The sequence below is a fragment of the Mangrovimonas sp. ST2L15 genome, assembly GCF_001280515.1.
Lineage (GTDB): Bacteria > Bacteroidota > Bacteroidia > Flavobacteriales > Flavobacteriaceae > Mangrovimonas > Mangrovimonas futianensis.
Genome location: NZ_LBIQ01000035.1, coordinates 38,196 through 52,357, shown reverse-complemented (window position 1 = coordinate 52,357; position 14,162 = coordinate 38,196). Strand labels below are relative to the sequence as shown.

At 35.8% G+C, this 14,162-nt stretch carries 12 protein-coding genes; 4 read left to right on the top strand and 8 right to left on the bottom strand.

Annotated elements, in window-relative coordinates:
• Window positions 1-22: 22 nt before the first annotated feature.
• On the bottom strand, window positions 23-529 hold the full coding sequence (locus ZA07_RS13305) for a hypothetical protein (protein WP_053972264.1): 507 nt from the start codon (window positions 527-529) through the stop codon (window positions 23-25).
• Window positions 530-791: 262 nt separating this feature from the next.
• Between ZA07_RS13305 and ZA07_RS13300 the strand changes: the two genes are divergently transcribed.
• Entirely contained in the window at window positions 792-1,004 is a 213-nt protein-coding gene (locus ZA07_RS13300) for a Lacal_2735 family protein (protein ID WP_053972263.1), read from the top strand.
• 73 nt (window positions 1,005-1,077) lie between these two features.
• On the top strand, window positions 1,078-1,308 hold the full coding sequence (locus ZA07_RS16375; RefSeq protein ID WP_157492149.1) for a Lacal_2735 family protein: 231 nt from the start codon (window positions 1,078-1,080) through the stop codon (window positions 1,306-1,308).
• Here the strand turns inward: ZA07_RS16375 and ZA07_RS13295 are convergent.
• From ZA07_RS13295 to prfA, 3 genes are read right to left on the bottom strand one after another with little or no spacing between them, the layout of a single operon-like run.
• Window positions 1,277-2,125 (bottom strand): ABC transporter substrate-binding protein, encoded by an 849-nt coding sequence (locus ZA07_RS13295; RefSeq protein WP_369793538.1) that lies wholly within the window; start codon window positions 2,123-2,125, stop codon window positions 1,277-1,279. The genes ZA07_RS16375 and ZA07_RS13295 overlap by 32 nt on opposite strands.
• Complete coding sequence (pyrF, locus tag ZA07_RS13290) at window positions 2,068-2,886, bottom strand: orotidine-5'-phosphate decarboxylase (protein WP_053972261.1); 819 nt, start codon at window positions 2,884-2,886, stop codon at window positions 2,068-2,070. Before pyrF ends, ZA07_RS13295 begins: the two co-directional genes overlap by 58 nt.
• A 37-nt stretch (window positions 2,887-2,923) precedes the next feature.
• On the bottom strand, window positions 2,924-4,000 hold the full coding sequence (gene prfA, locus ZA07_RS13285; RefSeq protein WP_053972260.1) for a peptide chain release factor 1: 1,077 nt from the start codon (window positions 3,998-4,000) through the stop codon (window positions 2,924-2,926).
• A 115-nt stretch (window positions 4,001-4,115) separates the two neighbouring features.
• Here prfA and ZA07_RS13280 point away from each other — a divergent pair, with 115 nt between their 5' ends.
• The gene (locus ZA07_RS13280) at window positions 4,116-5,351 is read left to right on the top strand and encodes an acyloxyacyl hydrolase (protein ID WP_053972259.1); all 1,236 of its coding nucleotides are present in this window, start codon (window positions 4,116-4,118) and stop codon (window positions 5,349-5,351) included.
• A gap of 310 nt (window positions 5,352-5,661) precedes the next feature.
• Window positions 5,662-6,312, top strand: coding sequence for an ABC transporter ATP-binding protein (locus tag ZA07_RS13270; RefSeq protein WP_053972257.1), 651 nt, complete (start codon window positions 5,662-5,664; stop codon window positions 6,310-6,312).
• Between the two features lie 47 nt (window positions 6,313-6,359).
• Here ZA07_RS13270 and ZA07_RS13265 read toward each other — a convergent pair whose 3' ends face one another.
• The 4 genes from ZA07_RS13265 to ZA07_RS13250 all read right to left on the bottom strand — a co-directional run bounded on the left by ZA07_RS13265 (window position 6,360) and on the right by ZA07_RS13250 (window position 13,983).
• The gene (locus ZA07_RS13265) at window positions 6,360-8,909 is read right to left on the bottom strand and encodes an adenosylcobalamin-dependent ribonucleoside-diphosphate reductase (protein ID WP_053972256.1); all 2,550 of its coding nucleotides are present in this window, start codon (window positions 8,907-8,909) and stop codon (window positions 6,360-6,362) included.
• Window positions 8,910-9,137: 228 nt separating this feature from the next.
• Complete coding sequence (locus ZA07_RS13260) at window positions 9,138-10,106, bottom strand: DUF3078 domain-containing protein (protein WP_053972255.1); 969 nt, start codon at window positions 10,104-10,106, stop codon at window positions 9,138-9,140.
• Between the two features lie 4 nt (window positions 10,107-10,110).
• Window positions 10,111-11,289 (bottom strand): AIR synthase related protein, encoded by a 1,179-nt coding sequence (locus ZA07_RS13255; RefSeq protein WP_053972254.1) that lies wholly within the window; start codon window positions 11,287-11,289, stop codon window positions 10,111-10,113.
• Window positions 11,290-11,796: 507 nt separating this feature from the next.
• Window positions 11,797-13,983 carry a glutamine synthetase III gene (locus ZA07_RS13250; RefSeq protein ID WP_053972253.1) on the bottom strand — a complete coding sequence of 729 codons (2,187 nt, stop codon included), beginning with the start codon at window positions 13,981-13,983 and terminating at the stop codon, window positions 11,797-11,799.
• Window positions 13,984-14,162: the final 179 nt, after the last annotated feature.

Here is a 14,162-nt window from a genome sequence, read left to right as displayed (position 1 = left end):
CCACAGAACCGAATAGCGTAAGTTATTCGGTTTTTTTATATAAACCGTCAAACACGATCTTAGGATCTTTTCCTTCTGTAAAGGTTTGCCAAAACTGCCTTACGGTTCCATCGGGATTATTAGTCCAAGTAATTTGATGATAGCTCTTTCTACCTTCTTGATCCATAAACCCATCTGATTTTAAAATCATTTGATTTCCACTCAAACCGCCTCTTAAATGTAATTGCCCGCCTTGATTATCAATCCATAATTGTTCCCATTGGTCAGTTGCAGCATTATAAAAACTGTAACTACTACCGGTAAAATTACCATTAGCACTTTTCCAGTTTTCTTGAAGCGCACATCCATCCTGAACTTTAACAATTTTATTTGAACCTGCCTTAGTGCCATCGAGTTTATAAACCTGCCAATTTCCTACCCAAAAATCAAAGGCCTGATGGCTTTCTGCGCAGCAACCACAATTTGGTTCTGTTTGAGCAGAAAGCTGCAAACCGATAAAAACAAACACAAGATTAATTAATCTACTCATAATCTATCATTTACAGTTAAAATTATTTAATTACAATTAATAAAAAGCTAATATTAACATAACATTAGACTTGAATTTTTACAACATCTTTGCACTACGCTATCAAGGCGTCACTTCACCATAAAATTTGAATTAGTAAGAGTTAGTTAGTTTAAGGAATCGGGTCAAGTCCTTTGACCCGATTTTTTTATCAACAATTACAAAATTTAACTTGCTGTTTTCCAAGTTTTTAAATATATTTAATTTCTAACGCGTTGTTACAATGAAAAATCTCACAAAAATTAGGACAACCCAATCTCGACTACTTAAACGCTATAAACAACTTATGGAGCAGGCTTATAATTTTCGAGAAACGGATTCAGCTTTGAGTGATATTTCAGAGTATGATGCTATCAAGCTTTTAAATAAAATAAATCGATTAAAGTACCTTCACATCGATGAAGTTACAAGCATACCTCCCCCTTTGAATAATTAATATAATTTTAACCTTTTAAATACATCTAGCACACTTTAATTAACGTAATTACATATAAAATTCAATCCTTTATATGAAATCACATTTTTGTAGAGTTGGCAGAAGAACAGTAAGCCCTCTAAGCAATAACAATTTAGACGAATTGAAAAAAAATCACGATAATATGGTGGAGCAAGCATATAGCACTATGCATACTGATTCTAGTTTAAGTGATTTACTTTTTCATGAAGCGTCAAAAATTAAGAAGAAAATTTTGAGCCTTAAGAATGATCTTAATGCGTCAAATCTAGATGCAGCGTTTTAAAGTATTTAAACGCATATTGCAACCTGGATCCATACCAGGAAAAAAATTCGCCATCAGCAAGGACTAATTGGGAATTGGGGAAATTTTTTCTTAATAAGTTTTTATGCTCTACATTGAAGGGGTAAGGCTCCGAAGAGAGTAGTACCAAATTAACCTCGTCATACACTTCATTCAACGCCACCTCTGGATATCTCTCCAATGATTTGAAATAATTTTCAAAATGATTTTGTTGCAACATGGCATTTATAAAAGTTTGGTTGGCAGCAACCATCCATGGATCTTTCCAAATAAAATAAGCAACCTTTTTTGAAGGCTTCCCATCCATCCAATAAGTAAATTTTTGATACTCTTTTGTGATTGTTGAAATAAGATCTTGTGCCCTTGTTTGAACTTGAAAGACCTCTTGATACATCCCTATTAATTCAAACACATCCTCCAAATTGAAAATATCACTTAAATGTATTGGAGCAATTTGTACCAGTTCCTGAATCATTTCTAGTGTATTCTCTTCTTTGTTGCACAAAATTATATCTGGCTGAAGCGACTTTATTTTTTCAAAATTCACTTGTTTAGTTCCTCCCACAACAGTCACTTCTTTTCGTATGTGTCTTGGGTGTACACAAAATTTTGTAACACCAACCAATTGACTTTCTAGTCCCAAGTCACAAATAAGCTCTGTAATACTTGGCACTAAGGATATGATTCTAGTTGGAGATTTGGAAAAGTATAGTTTTCTATTTAGTTGGTCTCTAAACTCCATTATAGATTTTCCAGAAAAGACTCCATTTGCCTTTGTAATTCTTGCGCTTTTTGACACGCAACTTCTGCATAATCCGCTTGATTGGAAGCATAAATAATTCCTCTGGATGAATTGACCAACAGGCCGCAGTCTTTAGTCATTCCATATTTACAAACATCTTCCAAACTTCCACCTTGGGCACCAACTCCTGGCACCAATAAAAAGCTTTCTGGAACAATTTGCCTGATCTCCTTTAGATACTCTGCTTTGGTTGCACCCACCACATACATCAAATTTTGAGCATTCTCATAGGATTTAGACGTTTCCAAAACATGTTTGTAAAGCTCTGTACCATCAATTTTTTTTGTCTGAAAATCAAATGCTCCTTCGTTGGAAGTCAAGGCTAACAAAATGGTGTGTTTATCTGGAAAGGATAAAAAAGGCTCAACAGAATCTTTCCCCATATAAGGTGCTATTGTCACACTATCAAATCCTAAGTCTTCAAAAAAGGCTTTAGCATACATCTTACTTGTGTTTCCAATATCTCCTCTTTTAGCATCAGCTATCGTAAAAACCTCTGGATACTTATCATTGATATAGTCTATGGTCTTTTTCAAAGATTGCCACCCTTTGATTCCATAGGCTTCAAAAAAAGCAATATTAGGCTTATAAGCCACAGCCAAATGATGGGTTGCATCAATAATAGCCTTATTAAATGAGAAAATGGGATCTTCCTCCTTCAATAAAAATTCTGGAATTTTGTTTAAATCGACATCCAATCCAACACATAGAAAGGATTTCTTTTTTTTGATTTGCTCAATGAGTTGTTGCGTAGTCATAATCAGTTATAAAAAAAGCCCCGTTAGAGGCTTTTTATTAAATAGTTTCATCACTTGCTTTTAATTTCTGAGTGTTTTCAGCAAGCATTAATTCATCTATAATTTTTTGAATGTCGCCATTCATAATATTTTGTAAGTCGTATAAAGTCAAACCAATTCTGTGATCTGTTACTCGTCCTTGAGGGTAGTTATAAGTTCTAATTTTAGCACTTCTATCACCAGAACTTACCATACTTCCTCTTTTGGCTGCTTCTTCCTCCTGCTTCTTAGCCAATTCCATATCATATAATCTGGAACGTAATACACGGAAGGCCTTCTCTTTGTTTTTGTGCTGCGATTTTTGATCTTGACATTGCGCTACCAACCCAGTTGGAATGTGAGTCAATCTTACCGCTGAATAAGTGGTATTTACCGATTGTCCACCAGGACCAGACGAACAGAAATAATCAATTCGCACATCCTTTGGATCTATTTCCACATCAAACTCTTCAGCCTCAGGAAAAACCATACATGTAGCTGCACTGGTATGAACCCTCCCCTGAGTTTCTGTTTGAGGAACACGTTGCACGCGGTGCACTCCTGCCTCAAATTTTAATGTGCCATAGACATCCTCACCGTTTACTTCAAACTGAATTTCTTTGAATCCACCATTGGTTCCTTCACTAAAATCCACGGTACTTACAGACCAACCTTTGCTTTCACAATATTTGGTATACATTCTGAACAAATCACCTGCAAAAATACTTGCTTCATCACCTCCGGTTCCTGCACGTAACTCAACCACCGCATTTTTAGAATCCTCAGGGTCTTTTGGAATTAAAAGAAACCTAATTTCATCTTCCAGAACTGGAATCTGTTCCTTGGCTTCATCATATTGCATTTTGGCCATTTCAACCATTTCAGCATCACTACCATCAGAAATAATTTCTTCAGCTTCTTCCAATCTATCTAAAACCTGCTTGTACTCATCACGCTTGTCAACTAGTACTTTCAGGTCTTTATATTCTTTATTTAACTCAACATAACGTTTTTGATCTGCAATAATATCAGGCTGAATGATTAAATCACTCACCTCATCAAAACGCTGTTTAACTATGTTTAATTTATCTAACATACAGATACCTCGAATTAGGCTGCGAAATTACGAAAAAATAGTTTAAGCCTAATGTTCGTATTTAGGAGTTGTCATTATTTTTTATATTCGCCTAAAACCAATTATTTAACACCTATTGAAACTCCTTAGACTACTATTATTTTGCCCCCTACTCATCCTTGCACAAACACCAAACACCTCTTACCTGGCCCCTGAAATTCAGTTAGGAAAAACTCTGGAAGCCAATGATGGATTTCCCAACACCCAGCTCCAAAAAAGCTTTTTTTTAAGCTGGGGAAATTATAATAATCACAGGGATCAAGAATGGGTTTACAGACTCAACCAACCAAAAACAGGAGTTACTTTAGGCTTCATTGACTTTGGAAATAGCGAAGCTATTGGCACCGGTTTATCTGCTATGACTTTCATTGACTTTTCATTGAACAAATCCAAAAAACTAAGATTAAAGATGGGCTTAGGTACATCCTATTTTAACAAACAATATGATAGCATCTACAACCCAATGAATAGAGCTATAAGCACCAATTTTACCTGGTCTTTCAATTCCTTTCTCTACTATCACATACATCAATCTGAAAATATAGACTATAACTTAGGCCTAGGATATTACCACCATTCTAACGGCCACACCAAACTGCCCAACCAAGGCTTAAATTCCCTATTAGTGAGTTTCTCAGCAGATATTAGATGGCAACCCATAAACCAAACCGAGGAACCAATAACTAATGATTTTAAGAGAAATAGCTATAGATACTTTTCGAGTGCATTTGGTCTGGGTTGGAACACCTTATCAAATAAATTCAATTCCACCAAAAATGTTTACAACCTGACTCTTTCTTATGGTAAGGTGATCAATAGAACCTTCAAGTTTGGTTTTGGAGCTTATTATAGATTCTATGAACATTATTATGACTATATTAAAAATGAAGAAACACTAATATTAGATGAATATCCACAATTTAAAGACAATCCTTATGGATATGCTACTAATATTGGTCTATTAGGAAAAGGTGAATTACTTCTGAATCATTTTGGCTTGGAATTTCAAATTGGAATAAATATTTACAAACCTTTTTACGCGATTGATTGGAAACTAAACCAAGGTTATACTTATGAAAGACCTACAGAAAATGGACCTGTAACCGTTGAAGTTCTGGGTGAACTCGACTGGTATTATGAAGTAAAACGAACGATCTCCAGTAAAATGGGAATCAATTATTACTTTATTGGAACTGATAAAACTCCCAAACACAATTTTTTCATTGGCGCCCATATCAATGCTAATTTAGGGCAAGCGGATTTCACAGAACTTTCAGCTGGCTATGTTTACAGTTTTCATTTTAGAAAATAAATCTTTTATCTAGTCGTTTTTAATACATGAATCAATTGGGAGCTATACTACTTTTCTACAAACCCTATGTTTTATGGTCTTTCGCCATTAATACTTTATTACTGGCCTACAATCCGGATATCATCCCTCTCATATTTACTAAATTCTTTCTTGTTCTTTTATTGTGGTTCATCATTAAGGAATCCCATGCCAGAAAAAAGCTCGTTTTTTACAAAAACTTAGGTATTAGTACCTTCAAATTATTCTCCACTTTATTTTTCATAGACATTTTCGTTTCCTTAACTTTCATCTTGACTTTAAAAGTATTTATATGATCCTGGAAGTTGATAATGTTGAATTATCATTTAACAACAAAACCATTCTTAACAGCGTCTATTTTAAGGCAGAACAAGGGAAAATCACTAGTTTTATTGGTAAAAACGGCTCTGGTAAAAGTTGCTTGCTTGAAATCATTTTTGGTTCGTTACAACCTAAATACAAACTAATAAGAATAAACAAAAAACCCTTTTTAAAGCCTTTACACTTATACAAGAATAAAGTTGGCTTTCTACCACAACACCAAATTAGCCCAAATAGGTTAAAAATTAAATCAATTTTCAAGTTGTTTGGAGTTTCATTAAACCAATTTATGATTGACTTTGAGAGCTTTAATAAATACAGAAACTCAAGAATCAATGAGCTTTCAAGTGGCGAGATTAGAATTCTTGAAACGTATGTGATTTTAAAAAGCCAGATGGATATTATTTTGCTAGACGAACCCTTTTCTTATCTAGCCCCCATAGCCGTTTTTAAATTAAAGGAATTAATAAAAGAAGAAAAGGAGAAAAAAATCATCATTCTCACCGACCACCAATACCGAGAGGTCTTAGATATTTCAGACACCTGTTACTTTTTAAGTCAAGGAGGAACAAAATTGATTTCATCAGAAAAGGATCTACAAAACCAAAACTATATATCATAAAAAAGCGCTTCGTTATCGAAGCGCTTTTCATTTGAATTAGCCTTGGCTTAACCACATTTGGAGGACCCACAATCTGTACAGGTCAAACATCCTTCTTGGTAAACCAATTTATCTGAATTACAATTACTACATCTTCCTTTGGCTTGTGTACCATCTTCCACAAAACGCTTCAAAGCTCTTACAACACCATTTTTCCACGTATTAATTGACTCGTTATCCAATTGCAAACTATTAATCAAGTCAACAATCTTGTCAATTGGCATACCGTGTCTCAAGGTACTTGAAATCAGTTTTGCATAGTTCCAAAACTCAGGATTAAATTTATGGCTTAGGCCTTCAATGGTAGTTTTGTAACCTCTCTTATTCTTGTATTGGAAATCGTAACGAGAAGTTCCATCTTCATTTCTATTTTTGATGATTAATCCATCGGTAGCCCAACGAGGAATCAGGATGCCATCTTCATCATCAGCTAGCCCGGTGAAAATTTCATATGGCTTACCATCAATCAAACCAATAAATGCAATCCACTTTTCCTTATTGTTTTGGAATCTTACCACATCAGCCTCTAGAACCTGTGGACGTTTCGTTGGGAAAGCAGTCAATGTTTCTTGATCTTCTTCCTTTTTTTCTTCATTGGTAATCAAAACTCCAGAACGAGATCCATCACGATAAACAGTCACACCTTTACAACCAACTTCCCATGCTTTAAGATACAAATCACCTACCAAGTCCTCTGAAACATCATTTGGTAAATTAATGGTCACACTAATGGAATGATCTACCCATTTTTGGACCGCTCCCTGCATGCTCACCTTACTTAACCAATCCACATCATTTGAAGTAGCCTTATAATAAGGAGATTTCTTAACCAAAGCATCTAATTCTGACTGTGTATAATTTTTATCGGTATCAATACCGTTAACTCTCATCCACTCCTTGAACCTGTGATGGAAAACCACATACTCTTCCCAAGAATCACCAACTTCATCAACAAAATCAACTCGAACACCTTTGTCATTAGGGTTCACTTTACGACGACGTTTATAAACAGGAAGAAAAACAGGTTCGATTCCAGAAGATGTTTGAGTCATTAAGCTTGTTGTTCCCGTAGGAGCAATCGTTAACAACGCAATGTTTCTACGGCCATATTCCATCATTTCATAATAAAGTTTTTCATCAGCTTCCTTCAATCTTAAGATGAACGGGTTGTCTTTTTCACGTTCTGCATCAAAAATTGAAAAAGCACCACGCTCTTTAGCTGTATAAACAGACCCACGATATGCTGCTATAGCCAATGTTTTATGGACTTCAACAGAAAAAGCATTTCCTTCGTCAGACCCGTATCTGATACCTAAAGCCGCCAACATATCGCCTTCAGCCGTGATCCCTATTCCAGTTCTTCTTCCCTCATAGGCTTTTTGACGAATGTTCAACCAAAGGTTTTTCTCCACAGATTTAATTTCCTCATTCTCAGGATCGGCATCAATTTTAGCTAAAATAGCATCAATTTTCTCCAATTCCAGATCAATAATATCATCCATCATTCTTTGAGCAAATCCTACATGCTTTTTGAATAATTCAAAATTGAATTTAGCTTTATCCGTAAACGGGTTTTCTACATAGGATAACAAATTGATAGCCAATAAACGGCAAGAATCATAAGGACACAAAGGAATTTCACCACAAGGATTTGTGGAAACCGTTTTATAACCTAAATCGGCATAGCAATCGGGCACAGACTCTTTGGCAATGGTATCCCAAAACAAAATACCAGGTTCTGCAGATCTCCATGCATTATGCACTATCTTTTTCCAAATACCATTGGCGTCAATCGTTTTTGAAAATTGAGGGGATTCACTGAAAATTGGATATTTTTGCGTGTATTCGCTACCATTTTTAACCGCTTTCATAAAATCATCATCGATACGCACAGACACATTGGCTCCTGTGACTTTCCCTTGCTCTAATTTGGCATCAATAAAATCTTCTGAATCTGGATGGTTAATAGATATGGATAACATCAATGCTCCTCGACGCCCATCCTGCGCCACTTCTCTGGTAGAATTGGAATAACGCTCCATAAAAGGAACAATCCCCGTTGAAGTCAACGCAGAATTCTTCACATGACTCCCCTTTGGTCTAATATGAGACAAATCATGACCTACACCACCGCGACGCTTCATCAATTGAACCTGTTCTTGGTCAATTTTCATAATCCCACCATAAGAATCAGAATCTCCATTATTGCCTATCACAAAACAGTTGGATAATGATGCAATTTGGTATGGATTACCAATACCCGCCATAGGACTTCCTTGAGGAACGATATACTTAAATTCCTTAATCAAATCAAACACCTCATCTTCCGTCAATGGATTGGGATATTTTGCCTCAACTCTTGCAAGTTCTTTTGCAATTCTGCGATGCATATCATCTGGGGTTAATTCATAAATATGCCCTTCAGAATCTTTGAGAGCATACTTATTCACCCAAACCCTTGCAGCTAAATCATCTCCTTTAAAATATTTGAGGGATGCTTCAAATGCTTCTTCTGGTGTATAAGTCTTCTTAGACACGCCAACTGTATCTGTCTTCATTTAGTAATAGTTTGTTTGGATTAATATGAGTATTGAACAAATCGAATTTCGATATGTGAACTTACTAAAAATTTAAAACACCACACATGATAAATATCAGAAAGTTATCAAGATAAATGTGTTAATTTATTAATTATCAATAAGTTATTTATTTATCAACATAAAAAAGTTGACAAATTTTTATTTTTTGTTTAAAATTAATTTGGATGTTTTTTTTGGAAATACGAACTAAAAATCTACTACTACCCCTAGTCCTAAAATTTGTTTCCACTGAATTCTAGCGCCTTTCTCCACCAAATCCCCATCCTCAGCTTCTTCAAGGATTTTAATATCATCATCATACTTGAGGTGTGATGCCAAAGTGGCCCTTACGTAGTTATTCACTTTACAATCTAGACTAACTTGCCAATCTACATCTACATTTCCAAAGTTATTGATGTAATCTGTATAAAGGCTAATCCCATTCTTGAGATAGATGTTGTAGAAAATCTGTGATTCATAGGCGCTTGTAAACAAAATCCCTAATTCACGCCTTACTTTTTGGCCTCTTCTAATTAGGTTACCCTCTTCATCGTAAACAGCTGGATCAACACCAAAAGACCCCAAATTTGCCAAACGCTCATCTAAAACGAAGGTTGACTTGAGGGTTAAGGGTGAAAAATACATTGAAAACTTTTCTATATTCTTGCCATATTCCATACCGCCCCCAAGGAATAAATAACCTGGAGCCATAAATCTAGAAATAGCATTTTCGGTATCTGGATAATTATAACCATTGGAAAACTGGGACTTAAAATTGAATCGTGCAGAGAAATACCAATTACTTAAGGTATCCCTTCGATACCCTAAGTTTGATGTGATATCCATTAAATCATCAGTCTTCCTTAGCGTTTGCTCCTCCTGCTTATTAACACCATATCGTGCTGTTGCTACGTTAACCCATGTTAAGTTCTTCGTCTCATACTTCAGTGAGCTTTCAAACCCTAGTAACCCAGAAATAGAGTTGGTACCCCCTGCATTCCAATTCACAAATGCCACCTGAGTTATATCAACACCAGCCTTGTTTTTAAGTGTCCAAAGCGGCTCCTCAGTCTTCAGCTTTTCTTTTTCAAAAAAAAGGGAGTCCGGTTGACCCACCATATTTTTCGAACAAAGAACAACCAAAAGGAGAATAAGTCCTTTAACAAATTTCTGCATTCAATCAATAATTAAATTCTCCAAATTCACTTTTGATAGTTAATTTTTTGACTTCAGAAGCCTCCACTCTACCAATGATTTGAGCATTAACGTTAAATGATTTTGAAATTGCTATAATATCATCTGCAATCTCTGGCTTCACATACAATTCCATTCTGTGCCCACAATTAAATACTTGGTACATTTCTTTCCAGTCGGTATTAGACTGCTCCTGTATCAATTTAAACAACGGCGGAACCGGAAACATATTATCTTTTACAATATGAAGATTCTCAACGAAATGAAGTATTTTAGTTTGAGCTCCACCACTACAATGCACCATTCCATGCAGAGACTCTTTATCGTATTTAGAAAGAATAGCTTTTATTATTGGAGCATAAGTTCTGGTAGGCGACAAAACCAATTTACCTGCATCGATTGGCGAACCTTCGACAGCATCGGTCAATTTCACACCTCCAGAATATATCAACTCTTCCGGAACAGAAGGGTCAAAACTTTCAGGGTACTTCTTCATTAAATAATTATGAAAAACATCATGACGCGCAGATGTCAGCCCATTACTACCCATACCACCATTATACCCTTTTTCATAAGTAGCTTGACCGAATGATTCCAGCCCTACAATCACATCGCCTTCATCAATATTTGAATTATCTATAACAGCATTTCTTTTTATTCGAGCAGTTACGGTTGAATCCACAATAATCGTCCTTACTAAATCCCCTACATCAGCGGTTTCTCCACCCGTAGAATGTATGGTTACTCCAAATTCTTTCAACTCAGAAATAAGGTCCTCTGTACCATTTATTATGGCAGATATCACTTCTCCAGGAATCAAATTTTTGTTTCTCCCTATCGTTGAGGAGAGCATAATGTTATCAGTAGCCCCAACACATAGAAGGTCATCCACGTTCATTATCAAAGCATCTTGTGCAATTCCTTTCCAAACGGACAAATCCCCAGTCTCCTTCCAATACATATAAGCCAAAGAGCTCTTAGTTCCAGCACCATCTGCATGCATAACTAAACAATAATCATCATCATTGGTTAAATAATCTGGAACAATTTTACAGAAAGCCTTAGGAAACAATCCTTTATCAATATTTTTAATGGCATTGTGAACATCCTCCTTTGAAGCCGAAACACCTCTCTGAGAATATCTTTTGCTTACTTCTTCGCTCATAAGTTTGGTTTGAAATGCAAAAGTAATAATTGTAATTTATTTAACGCTGAAGAATCGTTTTGGAATTTTTTCAAAATGATAGAATCCGAAACCAAAATAGAATTGGATTCTAATCCCTCTTCCCTCTCAAGAATAAAAATAAAAAAAAGATCTATCGCCCATAATAGCAACAGATCCTCGTCTCTTAAAATTGGAACATAAGAATATTATTTTCCTTGCATTTGTTCCAAGTGAATTTCGTCTAAATTTGATTTCGCAACTTTCTTATCAACTGACCTCTGAGAAAAAATCAAGGTTGCAGCCATAAGCATAAGAACACTTACAATAAGCCTTTTCATGTTAAAATTAAGAATTGATTAATAGCAGTACTAAAGTACAAATAAATATCCTATGATATTTGTCATACTTTTCCTTTTCGTTAATCGCACATGAAATCAAGATGAAATGCAACGCTCAAAAAAAACCCGTAAAAAATACGGGTTTATAACATTTAAAAAACACCAAAGCTTATTTGGTAAATAGTAGTTCTCTATACTTGGTAAGAGGCCAAAGCTCATCATCAACTTCCAGCTCCAATTTATCACAATGGTATCTTATCTCCGTTAAGTAAGGCTTAACATTTTCGCAATAACCATGGGCCTTTTTATCAAGATCAATCAATTGATTCAATGTTTTTCGTTCCTCAATCATTTTAGTGACATTGGAATTGATTGCTGCAATATGTGATGATATATCTTCGATAAGACTTAATTGCTCGTTCGCTAATTTTTTATAATCCTTTCCATATATCTCCTTTAGTCCTCTCACGTTTTCTATAAGCAAATTTTGATATCTAACTGCCGTGGGGACCACATGATTTCTTGCAATATCACCCAGCACTCTACTTTCTATTTGAAGTCTCATGATATATTCTTCCACTTCAATCTCATACCTTGCCTTAGACTCCACTTCATTCATGACCCCAAGGTCTTTAAACAACTTGATGGCTTCCTTGGAAATCTTAACCTTTAAGGCTTCGGGAGTTGTCTTATTATTGCTTAAACCACGTTTGTGCGCTTCCTTTTCCCAAGCTTCACTGTACCCATTACCCTCAAACAAAATGTTACGGGATTTTTTGATATAATCTCGTAATATATTAAATATCGCCTCATCCTTTTTTAGGTTTTTCTTAGCGATAAGCTTATCCACTTCCCCTTTAAAATCGATTAATTGTCTGGCAACAATCGTATTTAAAACCGTCATCGGACTGGCACAATTTGATTTTGAACCTACAGCCCTGAACTCAAATTTATTCCCTGTAAATGCGAAAGGGGAAGTCCGGTTCCTATCTGTGTTATCTAATAAAATTTCAGGAATCTTTCCAACAACATTCAATTTAAGATCTGTTTTTTCCTCTGGAGAAAGTTTTCCAGAAGTGACATTCTCCAATTCATCCAACACCCTAGTCAATTGCTCACCTATAAAAACAGAAATAATAGCAGGAGGCGCTTCATTGGCTCCCAAACGATGGTCATTGCTGGCCGAAGTTATAGAAGCCCTAAGCAACTCTTCATAATCATAGACCGCCTTTATGGTATTTATAAAGAAGGTGAGAAATTGCAAGTTACTCATAGGTGTTTTACCTGGACCAAGCAAATTAACCCCAGTATCTGTACTTAAACTCCAGTTGTTATGCTTTCCTGAACCATTAACTCCTGCAAACGGCTTTTCATGAAGCAAAACTTTAAAATTATGACGCTCTGCCACTTTCTCCATGACATCCATTAGAAGGGAATTATGATCAACAGCCAAATTAGCTTCTTCATAAATTGGAGCCAACTCAAATTGGTTAGGTGCCACTTCATTATGCCTGGTCTTTACCGGAATACCCAACAAAATACACTGATGCTCTAAATCACGCATATAAGCCATCGCTCTATTGGGAATAGTACCAAAATAATGATCATCTAATTGCTGCCCTTTTGCAGCAGAATGCCCTAACAAGGTTCTTCCGGTTTGTACTATATCTGGTCTGGATGCTGCCAAACCACTATCAATAAGAAAATACTCCTGCTCCCAACCTAGGGAAGCATTTACTTTCTTTACATTTTTATCAAAATATTTACAAACCTCTACCGCAGCATTATCCACAGCTTGAAGTGCTCTCAAAAGCGGGGTTTTATAATCTAAAGCTTCACCTGTATATGCTACAAATACGGTAGGTATACAAAGCGTTGTTCCATAAATAAAAGCGGGAGAAGTAGGATCCCATGCCGTATAACCTCTCGCCTCAAAAGTGTTTCTTATACCTCCATTTGGAAAACTAGAAGCATCAGGTTCTTGTTGAACCAACTGTCCGCCACCAAATTTCTCTATTGCCTGCCCCCCGCCTATTGGCTCAAAAAAGGCATCATGCTTCTCTGCTGTAGAACCCGTCAACGGTTGAAACCAATGCGTGTAATGCGTTGCTCCCTTTGATATTGCCCACTCCTTCATTCCTGTAGCAATATGCTCTGATACTACCCTATCAATTTTAGCCCCCTTCCTAATAGCGTCCATGACACTAGTGTAGGCCTCTTTAGTCAGATACTGAAGCATGGAGTGCTCGTTAAATACGTGGTTACCAAAAATTGAAGACCTACGCTCATCTTCATTGACACTTAATGGCCTTTTATTAATAGCTTCTTTTAAAGCATGAAATCTTAAAGTTGACATATAGAAAAATTATTATTCTGATTACAATATTAAAAGCTAAGAAATTACGAAAAAAACAGATTAAGACATAATTATTAACAAATATTCACCCGAAGCCTATCAAAATTAAAATTTATCAAACACACCCCTATCTTTCATAGGGCACCCTAAAAAGAAATGTAAAATTTATCAAAAACCAC

What these genes read in the sequence shown, in the direction of transcription:
- pyrF (WP_053972261.1), bottom strand. Translation starts at nt 2,886, where the DNA reads ATGACTACGCAACAACTCATTGAGCAAATCAAAAAAAAGAAATCCTTT.
- ZA07_RS13300 (WP_053972263.1), top strand. Translation starts at nt 792, where the DNA reads ATGAAAAATCTCACAAAAATTAGGACAACCCAATCTCGACTACTTAAA.
- ZA07_RS16375 (WP_157492149.1), top strand. Translation starts at nt 1,078, where the DNA reads ATGAAATCACATTTTTGTAGAGTTGGCAGAAGAACAGTAAGCCCTCTA.
- ZA07_RS13265 (WP_053972256.1), bottom strand. Translation starts at nt 8,909, where the DNA reads ATGAAGACAGATACAGTTGGCGTGTCTAAGAAGACTTATACACCAGAA.
- prfA (WP_053972260.1), bottom strand. Translation starts at nt 4,000, where the DNA reads ATGTTAGATAAATTAAACATAGTTAAACAGCGTTTTGATGAGGTGAGT.
- ZA07_RS13305 (WP_053972264.1), bottom strand. Translation starts at nt 529, where the DNA reads ATGAGTAGATTAATTAATCTTGTGTTTGTTTTTATCGGTTTGCAGCTT.
- ZA07_RS13250 (WP_053972253.1), bottom strand. Translation starts at nt 13,983, where the DNA reads ATGTCAACTTTAAGATTTCATGCTTTAAAAGAAGCTATTAATAAAAGG.
- ZA07_RS13270 (WP_053972257.1), top strand. Translation starts at nt 5,662, where the DNA reads ATGATCCTGGAAGTTGATAATGTTGAATTATCATTTAACAACAAAACC.
- ZA07_RS13260 (WP_053972255.1), bottom strand. Translation starts at nt 10,106, where the DNA reads ATGCAGAAATTTGTTAAAGGACTTATTCTCCTTTTGGTTGTTCTTTGT.
- ZA07_RS13255 (WP_053972254.1), bottom strand. Translation starts at nt 11,289, where the DNA reads ATGAGCGAAGAAGTAAGCAAAAGATATTCTCAGAGAGGTGTTTCGGCT.